Origin of the sequence: Faecalibacterium prausnitzii, assembly GCF_049532945.1 — a bacterium.
Classification (GTDB): domain Bacteria; phylum Bacillota; class Clostridia; order Oscillospirales; family Ruminococcaceae; genus Faecalibacterium; species Faecalibacterium prausnitzii_N.
In genome coordinates this window covers 129,059-143,450 of record NZ_CP186691.1, presented here as the reverse complement: position 1 = coordinate 143,450, position 14,392 = coordinate 129,059, and the positions used below count along the sequence as shown (strand labels likewise).

Genomic DNA, 14,392 nt, shown 5'->3' with positions numbered 1-14,392 from the left:
ACCACTGTTTCAGGAGGAGCCCCATGGATATCCGCCAGCTGCACTACTTTCTGGTATTGTGCGATGAAATGAATTACAGCCGCGCGGCACAGCGGCTGTTTTTGTCACGGCAGGCACTGCGGCAGAGCATCTCTGCGCTGGAAGCCGAGCTGTGCGGGCCGCTGTTCCTCAGCGCCCACCACAAGCTCACCCTTACCGACCGCGGCATGAGCCTGCAGCGCCATGCCGCGCCAGTAGTGGAGCAGTTCCAGCAGATGCAGGCATCCCTGCGGGCCGAGATCCAGTCGGCGCAGCCGGTGCGCATCGGCATCAGCGTGTCGCTGGTGCCGGACTACCTGCCCGGATTAGAGACCCAGCTGGACAAGTTCCGCCAGCAGTATCCCCATGTGGAGATGCGCTTCCGCATGATGGACAACGATGCGGTGGCGGACGATGTGGAGCAGGGGGAGCTGGACGCGGGTCTGGTCATCGATCTGGGCTGTGCTGCACCGGTACTGGCCCGCACCACCCTGCGGGCAGACCCTGCCTGCCTGCTGGTGCCCCGGGGGCACGCGTTCTGGGATAAGGAGAGCATCCCGCTGGCAGAGCTGCGCGGTCAGCGGGTGCTGCTGCCCAGCTTGCGGCAGGATCTGTTTGCGCCCCTGTGGGACGCCTGCGCCAAGGCGGGCTTTGCGCCCGACGCCGAGATCGGCCCCAGCTTTTATCAGGCCTATTATCTTGTGCAGGAGCAGCTTTGCACCTGTCTGACCCGCTATGAACCGGGAGCCAGACGGGAACTGGACCGTGTGCGGGATGTGCTGCTGGAAGATCTGCCTCCGCTGTGCGTCTCACTGGTGCAGCGGCGGGACCACAACTCGGCCTATCTGGATCTGCTGCGCAGCTACCTGATGGAGGTGCTGGGCGGTACGGCATCGCTGCCGCCCCGGCGGGGCCGCCCGGCCAAGCCGTTCTACAGCCGTCCGGTGCTGTCCAGCACGGCGGTGGAAAAGCCTGCGCCCCACCCCGCGCCCGGCACCCAGCTGGATTTTGCCGGCGGCACCAACTTCCGGGAGCTGGGCGGCTACCCGGCCGATGAGGGCAAACACGTCCGCTGGGGGCAGATCTACCGGGGCATCCCCACAGGTCTGCTGACGAGCGACGCCGACCGGAAGCTGCTGGATTCGCTGGGGCTGCGCCTCATCCTCGACCTGCGCAGCGAGCAGGAGGCCGAGAAGATGCCGGATTATGTGCCGGACGGTGCCCGGATGGTGCGCATCTGCGGGCTCTGCCTGGACGACGGCAAGGAAGTGGATTTCTCGCCGGAGGACCGCGAGCGCCTGCTGGAAGGCAAGCCGGACGAAGGCCGCCGGATGGCCGATGCCATGTACCGGCAGATGCTCTTCGGCAACAAGGCGTTCAAGGAGCTGTTCCGTGCGCTGGAAGCAGGCGAGACCCCCATCCTGTTCCACTGCTCGGCCGGCAAGGACCGCACCGGCGTGGCGGCCATGCTCATTCTGCTGGCACTGGGCGCTTCGGATGAGACGATTCGTCAGGATTTCGTCCGGACGAACGAATGCCGCCGCCCGGAGCTGGAAAAGATCTGGGCCGAACATGCCGACGAGATCGCCGCCCGCCCGGAACAGAAGAAGTTTTATCAGGGCATCGCAGGGGTGCACCCCGAATCGGTGGACCTGGTGCTCTCCGCCATCCGGGAAAAATACGGCAGCGCCGAGAACTATCTGGAAGCCGAATACGGCCTGACCCCTGCGCGCCTGATGCGGCTGCGCAGGATGTATCTGGAGTAAATTTTCAAAATTGCGCCCGCTTCCCTTGACATTGCTTCAAATGTTTCGTACTATAATTAGTAGTATGGAATAAAAGACGCTGTGTGCAGGGGTATTCCGCAACCAAATTTCAATGGGGCTTCATCTGCCCGTTTTTATATGAAAACCTTGTAAATAAAAAAGAAGTGCAGAACGCGCACCCGAAGGGTCTTTCCGGTGGTGTGTTCCGGTCCGGCTTCTTTTGTGTTGAGAGCTTGATTTTGTCTTGTTGCCCACGCCTTGCCTGGCAGCGTCTCCAGCATTTCGTTGAATTTGAACTTTAACGTTAAGGAGAGTGAACACGATGCCCACGATCGCATTGGTTTTGATCGTGGCCGTGATCGCAGCTGCTGCCGGCATCGGCGGGGGTTATTTTATTGGTTACAACAACCGTAAAAAGACCGCCGAAGCCCAGATCGGCAGCGCAGAAGCCGAGGCCACCCGTCTGGTGAACGAAGCGATCAAGACCGCAGAACAGAAACGCAAGGAAGCGGTTCTGGAAGCAAAGGACGAGGCCTTCAAGCTGAAGGCCGAGGTGGATGCCCAGAAGGCAGAAGCCGATAAGGAGATCAAGCAGCGCCGTGCGGAGATCAGCCGTCAGGAGAACCGCATCGACCAGAAGGAAACCGCCCTCGACCGCAAGACCGAGGTACTGGAAAAGAAAGAAGAAGAGCTGAAGAAGAAGAACGAGGAAGCCGACGCCCATCTGGCGGAGGTGGACGCCATCCGCGCCAAGGAGATGGAGCGTCTGGAGACGCTGGCAGGTCTGAGTCAGGAGGATGCCCGCGAAGTGCTGCTGCACAAGGTGGACGAGGAGCTGACCCACGAAAAGGCCGTGCGCGTTGCCGCCTACGAGACCGACCTGAAGGAAAACTGCGACAACATCGCACGCAACCTGATCGGTCAGGCCGTCAGCCGCTGCGCTGCCGACCACTGCAGCGAGACCACCGTCAGCGTGGTGCCGCTGCCCAGCGATGAAATGAAGGGCCGCATCATCGGCCGCGAAGGCCGCAACATCCGCGCTCTGGAGACCGCGACCGGCGTGGACCTGATCATCGACGATACCCCGGAGGCCATCACCCTGTCCTCCTTCGACCAGACCCGCCGCGAGGTGGCCCGCATGACGCTGGAACGCCTGATCGGTGATGGCCGCATCCACCCCGCCCGCATCGAGGAGACGGTGGAAAAGTGCCGCCACGAGCTGGAGCTGCAGATGAAGCGCGAGGGCGAGCGTGCCGTGATGGAGCTGGGCATCCATGGCCTGCACCCGGACCTGATCAAGCTGATCGGCCGGTTGAAGTACCGCACCAGCTTTGGCCAGAACGCCCTGACCCACAGCATGGAGGTGGCATGGGTGGCCGGCCTGCTGGCAGGCGAGATGGGTGTGAACGTGACCATGGCACGCCGTGCCGGTCTGCTGCATGATATCGGCAAGGCACTGGATCACGAGATCGAGGGCAGCCATGTGCAGATCGGTGTGGACATCTGCCGCAAGTATAAGGAAAATACCCAGATCATCCATGCCATTGAGGCTCACCACGGCGACGTGGAACCCAAGACCCCGCTGGCCTTCATCATTCAGGCTGCCGACGCCATCAGCGCTGCACGCCCGGGTGCCCGCCGCGAGAACGTGGAAAGCTACGTCAAGCGTCTGGAAAATCTGGAGGAGATCTCTTCCAGCTTCGAGGGTGTGGAGCAGGCCTTTGCCGTGCAGGCAGGCCGCGAAGTGCGCATCATGGTCAAGCCCGATGTCATCAGCGACGATCAGGTGATCCTGCTGGCACGCTCCATTGCCAAGAAGATCGAGGACACGCTGGATTACCCCGGCCAGATCAAGGTCAATGTGATCCGCGAGAGCCGCGCTGTGGAGTACGCAAAATAAGATCCGTTCCCGAAGCCCGCTGTATGGTTGCAGCGGGCTTCTTTTGTCTGCCCCGGCTGCGGAAGTCTGGAACAACTGTCTTCCATGCAAGAACAACGATGATATGAAAACCGGAAAAGAGCCTGCATTTTGCATGAAAAAAGAAAAGCGGGCTGTTTGTTTATAAAATGAAGTAAGCAGCAGATAATATAGAGAAAAACAGAAAAAAGCATACTTTTTCAATCGTATTTATTTCAAAGTGAAATGAGCTCATGAGTGAAAATTGTACAAAAATTAAGCGATTCTTTCGGCCGCGATGCAAAGTGGTCCAATGGCGATGCCGTTACCGCAGCCGACTTCGTGTTTGGCTGGCAGCGTGCTGTTGACCCCGCAAACGCATCTGAGTATGCCTACATGCTGAGCGATATCGGTCAGGTGGTCAACGCCGCCGAGATCATTGCAGGCAGCAAGCCCGTCACCGATCTGGGCATCACCGCTGTGGACGACAAGACCCTGAAGGTGGAGCTGAACGTTCCGGTCAGCTACTTCCTGAGCCTGATGTATTTCCCCACCTTCTATCCGGTCAACGAGGCCTTCTACAACACCTGCGCCGATACCTTCGGCACCAGCCCCGACACCGTTCTGTCGAACGGCGCTTTCAAACTGACCGACTACCAGCCTGCCGCAACGGCCTTTACGCTGGTGAAGAACGCCGACTACTACGATGCTGACCGCATTGCTCTGGACGGCCTGAACTATCAGGTCATCAAGGACAGCCAGCAGGCTCTGATGAGCTACCAGACCGGTGCGCTGGATCTCGGACCGCATCGGCGTGCTGCATCTGGGTCACCTGCTGGAGACGGGTACCACCGAAGAGATCTTCGAGAACCCCATCCACCCCTACACCCGCAGCCTGCTGTCGGCCATCCCGCTGCCGAACCCGGTGGTGGAAAAACGCCGCGTGGCTGAGACCTACGACTACGCATCTTCCGGCATCGACTATTCCAAGGGCACCAGCCACCATGTGGAGGGCAGCCACTATGTCAAGTGCACCGACGAGGAATTTGCCCGGTGGTGTAAATAAAACCAGCAAAAAACCCAGAACTGCAAAGCCGCTCCGGCGGTGCAGTTCTGGGTTTTTGTTGTTGAGGAGAGGGGTGTTGGGGGCACAGAGTTCACTTCTCAAACTCTTGCGAGTTTCCGAAGTGCTCTTGTTGGGGCATGCCTGCCCCAAACCCTATATTGGTGCCATACTGTTTGCTGTTGATTGAAACCATGGCCGGTTACATGTTTATAAGAACGCTGATGCAGAGTTCCAGCGCTTTCCGCAAAGAACCCTTTCCCCAATCTCTCTCATCATGAGCATAAATATTCGCAAGAGAGTCGGCAGTGTAGAGAATCTGGCCAAAGACTGCACCACGTTTCTGGGCACAGGCAGCCAATGCAGCACACTCCATTTCAACTGTGGAACAGCCCTCGGATTTGCGATATTCTACCATATCTTGTGTTTCTCGAAAAAAACCATCCGTTGTCCATGTAACACACTCCTGGAACGGAATGTTCTGCACAAGAAGAGTATGCTCGATGGCATCCCGGATATTTTTGTTAAGCTCTATATAGCGGGATGCCGGAAGATAATGATAAGAGGTTCCCTCGTCTCGTAACGCCTTTACCGGAATGAGAAATTCGTTTTCGGCCAAATCGGTCAGAACACCGCAAGAACCAGTCGAAATGATTTTCTTACAACCGCAGGAGATGAGGAAGTCCATCAGTTGTGCTGCCGCAGGTGCGCCCAGCGGGGCAGCGCAAAGGCAAAATTCCATGCCATCCTGCTTTACGATGTAAACAGGATAGTTCCGGGTTATGGTTTCAAAAGTTTCAGCAACGGTGGCTTCTGCCTCGGAAGCATAATCATCAACTGCTTCTCCAAGAAAGGCATAGACGCATTTTTCGGGAAGTTTCAGCTGTTCTGCACCATGATTTGGCCTTATGACTTCTTCCGAGTTGGAATCGTACTCTAAAATAGGCAGTTCGTGTTTTTGAATCATCTTAGCTCTTTCAATCCTTTCAGGAAAACGTAGAGGACAAGAATCGTCCCGTGGCCACAAATTTTCAATTCTTGAAAATTTTCTGCCCCTTGGGACAGCTTCTTGTTGGGGCGTGCCTGCTCCAAACCCTGCTGGAACGAGTACGGCAAACTGGAAGTTGCATGATTATTCATATTCTGACCTGATAGTGAATTGTTTGGGAAGATTGTAAATGTTTGTTTTCAGAAATATAGGATAGAAATATTCATCCTGTAACCGTTCAAATGCAAGCCATTCAAAGTCATGTATATGGTGACCTTCATGGAGTGTAAACCGTTCTCCTTTTTCCAATAATCCTGTTTCGGAAATGTCCATCAGATAATAGATACAGATTTCATGGTAATTCAGCTTATCAACATCTTCAGTGAAAAAACTTTGGTTCAGCCATAAAGGACGAATAATTTTAGGTGTGATATTCAGTTCTTCCTCTACTTCTCTAACAACTGCGTGTTCGGCAGTTTCTCCCATCTGAACTCTGCCACCAGGCAAATAAAAGTATGGGGAACGTTCATCGTGCATTGCCAGGATTTTGTTGTTAGAAATAATGATAGCACAAACCCTATAATTAAACTTTTTCCGGTTAGAAACATAAGTAATGTCCATCCATCTTTCCTCCGTCAAATTACGATTTGTTGAACTAAGCCGAGTATATCATACTCTGTGAAAAATAGCAAAAGGTAGGGTGCCATCGCTCAGGCTTGCACTGGCGGGGGAAGATACTCCGGCAGGCCGTGCTTTCTTGGTAGACATTCCTAGGCGTTGGGAACCGCGGGCTAAGCAACAGCCCACTGGGCTGATTGCTTACTCTGCCGACTGGCGTCGTCAGAGCCGCCCTGTTCGAGTCCTGTACCGTCCTGCTCTGACATGAGACAGCGGCAAACGCAACAAAAAAGCCCCTAACTTTCGTTAGAGGCTTTTGTTTGGTGGAGCATTGTCCACAGCACTCGAACCCAACACTTCCTCACGGGTGACCGTTTTGGCATCATCCGTGAAGTTGAAATTGAGTACGACCCGGTCATCAAAGACGTAGACCGAGTTGACAAAGGTATCAATGATCTGCCGCTGGTGTTCCGTGCTGCCCACGTCACCCTTGCGGAATTTTTCAAGCCAGAACCGAATCCACTCACGGGTCAGGACGGGCTTTTTCAGCTCTTCTTCCAGAATGCTGGTGTTCAGGGCTTCTTTCCGGGCTTCCAGCTCGTCCAACCGCTGCTTGGTGGTCGGGGTCAGGATGCCCTGTTCAATGGCTTCCAGAAGGTTTGCCAGCCGCTTCTCCGTGTCCCTGAGCTGGTCTTTCAGGACAGGCAGCCGGGTGTTCTCCTTCTGCTGGGCTTCCATGACCAAATCTATCAGCCGTTCGATGATTTCATCGCTAAAAATCACCTTAATGGCGGTGTCCACCACGAACCGTTCCAGCGGCTCCTTGCGGATGGCTTTCAGGTCGCAGTGCGCCTTGCCGTGGCGTTTGGCGTTGCCGCACTTGTAGTAATAGTAGGTGTTTCCCATGTGGCTGGTGCCGCTTTCGCCACCCATCAGGGTGCCGCACTTGCCACAGAACAGCTTAGTGGTCAGCAGATAGCTCACATCCTCTTTTGCAGGCCGACCGTGGGCGATTCTGTTCTGCTCGAAACGCTGCTGCACCCGGTCGAACAAATCCTGGTCAACAATAGCCGGAATGCCGCCCGGCGTCACAATGTCCTTGTAGCGGTATTCGCCGATGTAGCGGCGGTTGCGGAAGATTTGGAAGAAGCTGTTCTTTACGAACGGCTTCCCGGTGCGGGTACGCAGGCCGCGCTCATTCAGGGATGCTGCAATCTTCTCAGCCGGTTCGCCGTCGGCGTACCGGGTGAAGATCTCTTGCACGATGGGAGCCGTCTCCGGGTCGATATGGTACAGCCTGTCCTCCTTGCCAATGGTGAAGCCCAGCGGCACCACACCGCCGTTGTACTTGCACTGGAGGGCGTTTTCGCGCTCACCGCGCGCCACTTTCAGGGCGAGTTCGGCGGAATAGTATTCCGCCATGCCAATCAGCATACTCTCCACCATAATGCCTTCAGGCCCCTGCGAGATGGGTTCCATGGCAGACACCAGATGGACACCGTTCTTTTCCAGCTGGTACTTGTAGTTCACGGCATCGAATCGGTTCCGGGCAAAGCGGTCCAGCTTCCAGACCAGAACTACGTCGAAGATTTTCTTTCCGCTGTCCTTGATCATCCGCTGAAAGTCTGGGCGGTCATCCGTTTTGGCAGAGTAGGCACGGTCAATGTAGGTGCCGACCACGGTGATGCCGTTCTTCTCGGCGTAGTCCTTGCAGTCGCGCAGCTGTCCCTCAATGGACGCTTCACGCTGGCTGTCGGATGAATAGCGGGCGTAGATCACGGCGGTCATGGTTGCACCTCCTTGGCGCGTATTCGACTTGCCTTTATAGTATCGGGTCAAGCGCAGCTTGTCAACAATCTGCGAGCAGATTGAAATGTGAAAATTGCGAAACGCAGCGAAAAAGGTGAGAGCAAGAATCGTCCCGTGGCCACAAATTTTCAATTCTTGAAAATGTTGTGCCCTTCCGGGACTGCACTTCTGCAACGCTCCCGCGTTTTGAAGTGTTCTTGTTGGGGCGTGCCTGCCCCAAACCCTGCTGGAACGAGTACGGCAAACTGGAGGTTATCGTTTGTTTTTCATATTGCTAAAAGTAAGAACAACGCAAACAGCTATAACTACTGCTGCGACGATTAAAAGCATATCGTTATGAAAATACAGACTCAATAACAACAAAACCAAATCTATGATTTGCAAAATTGGTAATAATTTTCTCATCTACTTTTCCTCCTCAAATTCTTATTTGTTGAACTAAGCCGAGTATACCACACTCCACCATGAAAGAACACCCCGATATAGTGAAATTTTGCCATTTTTCTGCGTACGTGCGTACACGATCCGCAGGGATTCTAAGGGGCTTGACCCCTTAGCACACGGACTTTGGAACAAAGTCTAGTGTGTTACACCTTGCCAGAGGTGTACAGGCTCCCGGTACGCACGTACGCAGCAATTGCCATCAATGCGCCATATAGATGGCGATCAAGTTCGCACAAAGCGACCTTGATCCCGCAAAACAAAAGGCAGGATACCACCGTCATAGTGATACCCTGCCTTTGCTCGTTTAATGCTCTGTGTAGTCCTTCCGCAGAACTTCCGATAAACAAAAAACGTACCCAAACCCTTTCTCATAGAGAATCGGGTTCGAGTACGAACTGTATGGTGGACGGTACAGGACTCGAACCTGTGACCTCCTGCACGTCAAGCAGATGCTCTACCAGCTGAGCTAACCGTCCAAATTGGCTGTGCCGCAATCGGCTTGATTATGTTATCATATTCTCCGCAAAAAAGCAAGTCTTTTTTGAAATTTTCTGCAAACTTTTTTGCAGCGGGGCGGGAGGTGCCGAAATTTCTGCGGCCTGGCGTGGAACTTGGCCGATGCAGAGCGGCAGAGGGGAGCCGTTTTGCCAAACGCGCTGCGGGCTGCGCAAAAAAGCCCGGCCGGAGGCTGTACGGGCAGCGCTCCGGCCGGGCGGAAAACAGAAATGAGAGATCAGGCGGGAAGAGGCTTACAGGGCGAAGTAGCGCTTTGCGTTGTCGAAGCAGATGCCCTTGACGATCTTCTCCAGAGCCTTCTCGTCGTTGGGATACTCGCCATCCTCGACCCACTGGCCGATGATGTTGCACAGGATGCGGCGGAAGTAGTCATGACGGGTGTAGCTCAGGAAGCTGCGGCTGTCGGTCAGCATGCCAACGAAGTTGCCCAGCAGGCCCAGGCTTGCCAGGCGGGTCATCTGCTCTTCCATGCCGATCTTGTGGTCATTGAACCACCATGCGGAGCCGTGCTGGATCTTGCCCGGCACCTCGCTGTTCTGGAAGCAGCCCAGAATGGTGCCGATCTGTGCGTCGTCGGCGGGGTTCAGGCTGTAGATGATGGTCTTGGGGCACTCGTCGGTGTCGTTCAGGGCGCTCAGCAGGCTTGCGATCTCGCCGCCGCAGGTAGCGGTGTTGATCATATCAAAGCCGGTGTCGGGTCCCAGCAGAGCGTTCATCTTGCGGTTCACGCCGCGCAGGCAGTTGTAGTGGATCTGCATGGCGATGCCCAGACGGTGATACTGCTTGCCCAGATGGATCAGGATGTAGGTCTGGTACTTCTCAGCCTCTTCGATGGTGCAGGTCTCGCCGGCCATCACCTTCTGGTAAATGGCGTTGACCTCTTCCTTGGTGGCCTCACGGTAGGGGATGTAATCCAGACCGTGGTCCGAAGCGCGGCAGCCCATCTCGGCAAAGAACTCGATGCGCTTGGTCAGAGCGTCGGTGACGCAGTCGATGCAGGCCAGCTTTTCCTTGCCCACAACAGCGGCCAGCTTGCCCATGTACTCGGCAAAGCCGGGCTTGTTGATGTTGATGGCCTTATCGGGGCGGAAGGAAGGAGCCACGGTGAACTTGATGGTGGGATCTTCCTTGATCTTCTTGTGCCAGTACAGATCATCGATGGGGTCATCGGTGGTGCCGATGAAGGCCACGTTGGACTGCTCGATCAGGCCGCGGACGGTCAGCTTGGGATCGTGCTGCAGCTTGTCGTTGCACAGGTTCCACACTTCCTCAGCGGTGTCGCCGTTCAGCACGCCGTCGTAGCCAAAGAACACATGCAGCTCGAGGTTGGTCCAGTGGTACATCGGGTTGCCGATGGCCATGGGCAGAGCCTCTGCAAACTTCTGGAAGCGCTCGCGGTCGGGCTTATCACCGGTAATGTACTCCTCGGGCACACCGTTGGAACGCATCACGCGCCACTTGTAGTGGTCGCCAAAGTAGCTGCCGTCCGGGTTGCGGCCGCCCAGCCATACCTGAGCGATGTTCTCAAAGCGGCGGTTCTCGTAGATCTCACGGGGAGGAATGTGGCAGTGGTAGTCGCAGATAGGCATATCCGCAGCGTAGTCATGGTACAGATGCTGAGCAGTGGGAGACTGGAGCATGAATTCCTTATCCATAAATGCTTTCATGGGTCGATATAACTCCTTTTCTCTGATGGTTTTTGTTAAAAATCCGTCAAACCTTGTGTACAACGGGACGCCCGCCTGCACGGGCAGGTTTGTCTTACCTTTAGTATAACGGAAAAAGCGCATGTATACAACTGAAAAAGTGACAAATTTTCTAGCACACAATTGTGCTTTTCGCTGGAAATGCCCCAAATCGTCACCTTAAGGCTAAAAATATTGCACAAAGCTCTTGACTTATTTGTATACAACAGCATAAAATAGGGTAAGGAGCAGAGGGCAGACAAAGAGGCTCTCTGATAAGCAAAGCAAGTTTATAAAGGAGATCAACAAGATGGAAACTTTGAACTACAAGGTTCTGGAAGGCACCGGCTACAACGGCTACATCCTGAAGGATGCACCCGTCAAGGTCATGCAGTTTGGCGAGGGCAACTTCCTGCGTGCTTTCGTGGATTACTTCTATGACATCGCAAACGAGAAGGCCGGCTACAACGGCAAGGTCAAGCTGGTGCAGCCCATCAGCAACTTCCCCCAGATGGCAGACTGGATCAACGAGCAGGAGGGCCTGTACACCCTGTACCTGCGCGGCAGCGAGAAGGGCCAGAAGGTCGATGCAAAGCGCGTGATCTCCTGCGTGTCCGACTGTGTGTGCCCCTACATCGACGGCAAGTGGGACGAAGTGCTGGAGCTGGCACGCTCTGCCGATCTCGAGACCATCGTTTCCAACACCACTGAAGCCGGCATCGCCTACACGCAGGGTGACAGCCAGTTCGATCAGGTTCCTCCCAACAGCTTCCCCGCAAAGCTGACCCGCGTGCTGTTCGAGCGCTACAAGGCATTCAACGGCGCTGCTGACAAGGGTCTGGCCATCCTGTCCTGCGAACTGATCGACAACAACGGCAAGGAGCTGCAGAAGTGCTGCAACAACTACGCCAAGGATTGGAATCTGGAGCCTGCATTCATCGACTGGATGAACAACGCAAACACCTTCTGCTCCACTCTGGTGGACCGCATCGTTCCGGGCCGCATCCGCGATCCCAAGGAACTGGCTGCCATGGAAGAGGCCAACGGCTACCATGATGCCGCTCTGGACGTGGGCGAAGTGTTCGGCGTGTGGGTCATCGAAGGCCCCGCTGAGCTGGAGGACAAGCTGCCGTTCAAGAAGGCCGGCGTGAACGTCATGGTCGTGCCCGATGTTACCCCCTACAAGAAGCGCAAGGTCCGCATCCTGAACGGTGCACACACCGGCTTCGTTCTGGGCGCATATCTGGCCGGCTTCGACATTGTGCGTGACTGCATGCACAACGACACCATCCGCGGCTTCATGAACAAGATGCTGCACGAGGAGATCATCCCCACCCTGCCGCTGGACAAGAAGGATCTGGAAGAGTTTGCTTCCGCTGTTGAGGACCGCTTCAACAACCCCTTCGTCAACCACGAGCTGATGAGCATCTCCCTGAACTCCACCTCCAAGTGGAAGGCCCGCAACATGCCTTCCTTCCTGGCTTACATCGAGGAGCAGAAACAGCTGCCCAAGTGCCTGACCATGTCTCTGGCAGCCTACATTGCCTTCTATTCCAGCGACATTCAGGAGCGCACCGCCGACGGCCTGATCTGCAAGCGTCCTGCCGGCAACACCTACAAGATCCAGGATGACGCATGGGCACTGGACTTCTACTATGCACACAAGGACGACACCGCTGCTCAGCTGGTGAACGCCGTGCTGACCAACACCCAGATGTGGGATCAGGATCTGACTAAGATCGAGGGTCTCGAGGCCGCTGTTCTGGCTGATCTGGAAATGATCCGCACTCAGGGTGCCGAGGCTGCTTACAAGAGCTGCCTGTAAGCCTGATCGTTTAAAAGAAACATTGCTTTGAGGTGTGAACCCTCTCAGTCCGCTTCGCGTCCAGCTCCCCCGAGGGGGGAGCTTTTGCGGAAACGTGGAAACGTAAAGTTTTCATCGCAAAGACCTCGCCCTTCGGGAGAGGTGGCATCGCATGGCGATGACGGAGAGGGTTCATTCCCTTTTGTGCGATACGATAAGGAGAACTACTATGCCGCAGGCAATTCATATCAGCCCCATCGACAACGTGGTCGTTGCCCTGCACCCCATTGCCAAGGGCACGCTGGTGGAAGTGGACGGTCTTTCTGTGACTGCTCTGGAGGACATTCCGCAGGGCCACAAGATGGCCGTGAAGCCCATCAAGAACGGTGAGAACGTGATCAAGTACGGCTTTCCCATCGGCCACGCCACCGCAGATGCCGCTCCCGGCAGCTGGATGCACACCCACAACGTGCACACCAACCTGTCCGGTGAGGTAGAGTACAGCTACAACCCCGCCCCGGATCTGGCTCCCCTGCCCAAGGTCGAGCCGGAGACCTTTATGGGCTTCCGCCGCAAGGACGGCCGTGCCGCCATCCGCAATGAGATCTGGATCATCCCCACCGTGGGCTGCGTCAACGACATCGCCAAGAAGATCGTTGCCGACAATCAGGATCTGGTCACCGGCTCCATCGAGGGCCTGTACACCTTCACCCATCCCTTTGGCTGCAGCCAGACCGGCCACGACCATGCACAGACCCGCAAGCTGCTGGCTGCGCTGGTGCGCCACCCCAATGCTGCTGCCGTTCTGGTGCTGCATCTGGGCTGCGAGAACCTGCAGCACGATCAGTTCGTGGAAGAGCTTGGCGAGTACGACCACGACCGTGTGAAGTTCCTCACCTGTCAGGAGGTGGACGACGAGTTCACCGCTGCCCGCGATATCCTCAAGGAGCTGGCTGTCTATGCCGGGCAGTTCAAGCGTGAGCCTATCCCCGTGTCCGATCTGGTGGTGGGCATGAAGTGCGGCGGCTCGGACGGCCTGTCCGGCATCACCGCCAACCCCACCATCGGCCGCTTCTCCGACATGATGGGTCAGCGCGGCGGTTCCACCGTGCTGACCGAGGTGCCCGAGATGTTCGGTGCCGAGGGCTTCCTGATGGATCGCTGCATCAACCGTGACGTCTTTGTCAAGGCTGAGCACATGATCAACGGCTTCAAGGATTACTTCATCAGCCACAACGAGGTGGTCTACGATAACCCCTCTCCGGGCAACAAGCAGGGCGGCATCACCACGCTGGAAGACAAGAGCTGCGGCTGCGTCCAGAAGGGCGGCACTGCCCCCATCATGGACGTGATCGGCTACGGTGATCCCGTTGTCACCAAGGGCCTGAACATGCTGTACGGCCCCGGCAACGATCTGGTTTCTGCCACGGCCATGACCGCCGCAGGCGCACACCTGATCCTGTTCTCCACCGGCCGCGGCACTCCGTTCTCGGCCCCGGCTCCCACCCTGAAGATCTCCACCAACACCCCGCTGGCCCAGAAGAAATCCGGCTGGATCGACTTCAACACCGGCGTGATCGCCGATGGCGAAAAGACCATCGACGAGGCTGCAAAGGATCTGCTGGATCTGGTCATCCGCGTTGCAAGCGGTGAGCAGACCAAGGCCGAGAAGCACGGCTTCCGCGAGATCTCCATCTTCAAGGACGGCGTCGTGCTATAAATAAAAAAGGCTGCTGTGCGTTTGTTTTGCGCACGGCGGCCTTTTTGTGAAATACAGGAAGGAA

Annotated in this window: 11 protein-coding genes and 1 tRNA gene; 6 read left to right on the top strand and 6 right to left on the bottom strand. The window is 56.1% G+C overall.

The window, feature by feature from the left end; translation table 11 throughout:
* Positions 1 to 23 precede the first annotated feature (23 nt).
* The 4 genes from ACNQFG_RS00635 (at position 24) to ACNQFG_RS00620 (ending at position 4,747) form a co-directional block, all read left to right on the top strand.
* Complete coding sequence (locus ACNQFG_RS00635; RefSeq protein ID WP_423405637.1) at positions 24 to 1,784, top strand: tyrosine-protein phosphatase; 1,761 nt, start codon at positions 24 to 26, stop codon at positions 1,782 to 1,784.
* Between the two features lie 322 nt (positions 1,785 to 2,106).
* Positions 2,107 to 3,684 carry a ribonuclease Y gene (gene rny, locus ACNQFG_RS00630; protein WP_423405636.1) on the top strand — a complete coding sequence of 526 codons (1,578 nt, stop codon included), beginning with the start codon at positions 2,107 to 2,109 and terminating at the stop codon, positions 3,682 to 3,684.
* A 255-nt stretch (positions 3,685 to 3,939) separates the two neighbouring features.
* Entirely contained in the window at positions 3,940 to 4,632 is a 693-nt protein-coding gene (locus tag ACNQFG_RS00625; RefSeq protein WP_423405635.1) for an ABC transporter substrate-binding protein, read from the top strand.
* Entirely contained in the window at positions 4,541 to 4,747 is a 207-nt protein-coding gene (locus ACNQFG_RS00620) for a hypothetical protein (protein ID WP_423406528.1), read from the top strand. Before ACNQFG_RS00625 ends, ACNQFG_RS00620 begins: the two co-directional genes overlap by 92 nt.
* A 199-nt stretch (positions 4,748 to 4,946) precedes the next feature.
* Here the strand turns inward: ACNQFG_RS00620 and ACNQFG_RS00615 are convergent, their stop codons facing one another.
* The 6 genes from ACNQFG_RS00615 to uxaC form a co-directional block, all read right to left on the bottom strand.
* A complete protein-coding gene (locus ACNQFG_RS00615) occupies positions 4,947 to 5,711 on the bottom strand; it encodes a nucleoside phosphorylase (RefSeq protein ID WP_423405634.1) in 765 nt (254 codons plus the stop codon).
* 165 nt (positions 5,712 to 5,876) lie between these two features.
* Positions 5,877 to 6,353, bottom strand: coding sequence for an NUDIX hydrolase (locus tag ACNQFG_RS00610; RefSeq protein WP_423405633.1), 477 nt, complete (start codon positions 6,351 to 6,353; stop codon positions 5,877 to 5,879).
* A 303-nt stretch (positions 6,354 to 6,656) separates the two neighbouring features.
* Complete coding sequence (locus ACNQFG_RS00605) at positions 6,657 to 8,138, bottom strand: recombinase family protein (protein WP_423405632.1); 1,482 nt, start codon at positions 8,136 to 8,138, stop codon at positions 6,657 to 6,659.
* Positions 8,139 to 8,411: 273 nt separating this feature from the next.
* The gene (locus ACNQFG_RS00600) at positions 8,412 to 8,564 is read right to left on the bottom strand and encodes a hypothetical protein (protein WP_179860395.1); all 153 of its coding nucleotides are present in this window, start codon (positions 8,562 to 8,564) and stop codon (positions 8,412 to 8,414) included.
* 439 nt (positions 8,565 to 9,003) lie between these two features.
* A tRNA-Val gene (locus ACNQFG_RS00595) sits at positions 9,004 to 9,079 on the bottom strand.
* Between the two features lie 273 nt (positions 9,080 to 9,352).
* Positions 9,353 to 10,786, bottom strand: a complete 1,434-nt coding sequence (uxaC, locus tag ACNQFG_RS00590) for a glucuronate isomerase (protein WP_423405631.1) — start codon at positions 10,784 to 10,786, stop codon at positions 9,353 to 9,355.
* 328 nt (positions 10,787 to 11,114) lie between these two features.
* On the opposite strand from uxaC, the gene ACNQFG_RS00585 reads away from it, so the two are divergent.
* Both ACNQFG_RS00585 and ACNQFG_RS00580 read left to right on the top strand, forming a co-directional pair.
* Positions 11,115 to 12,629, top strand: a complete 1,515-nt coding sequence (locus ACNQFG_RS00585; protein ID WP_005944147.1) for a tagaturonate reductase — start codon at positions 11,115 to 11,117, stop codon at positions 12,627 to 12,629.
* A gap of 208 nt (positions 12,630 to 12,837) precedes the next feature.
* On the top strand, positions 12,838 to 14,328 hold the full coding sequence (locus ACNQFG_RS00580) for a UxaA family hydrolase (RefSeq protein ID WP_423405630.1): 1,491 nt from the start codon (positions 12,838 to 12,840) through the stop codon (positions 14,326 to 14,328).
* The last annotated feature ends 64 nt before the right edge of the window (positions 14,329 to 14,392 follow it).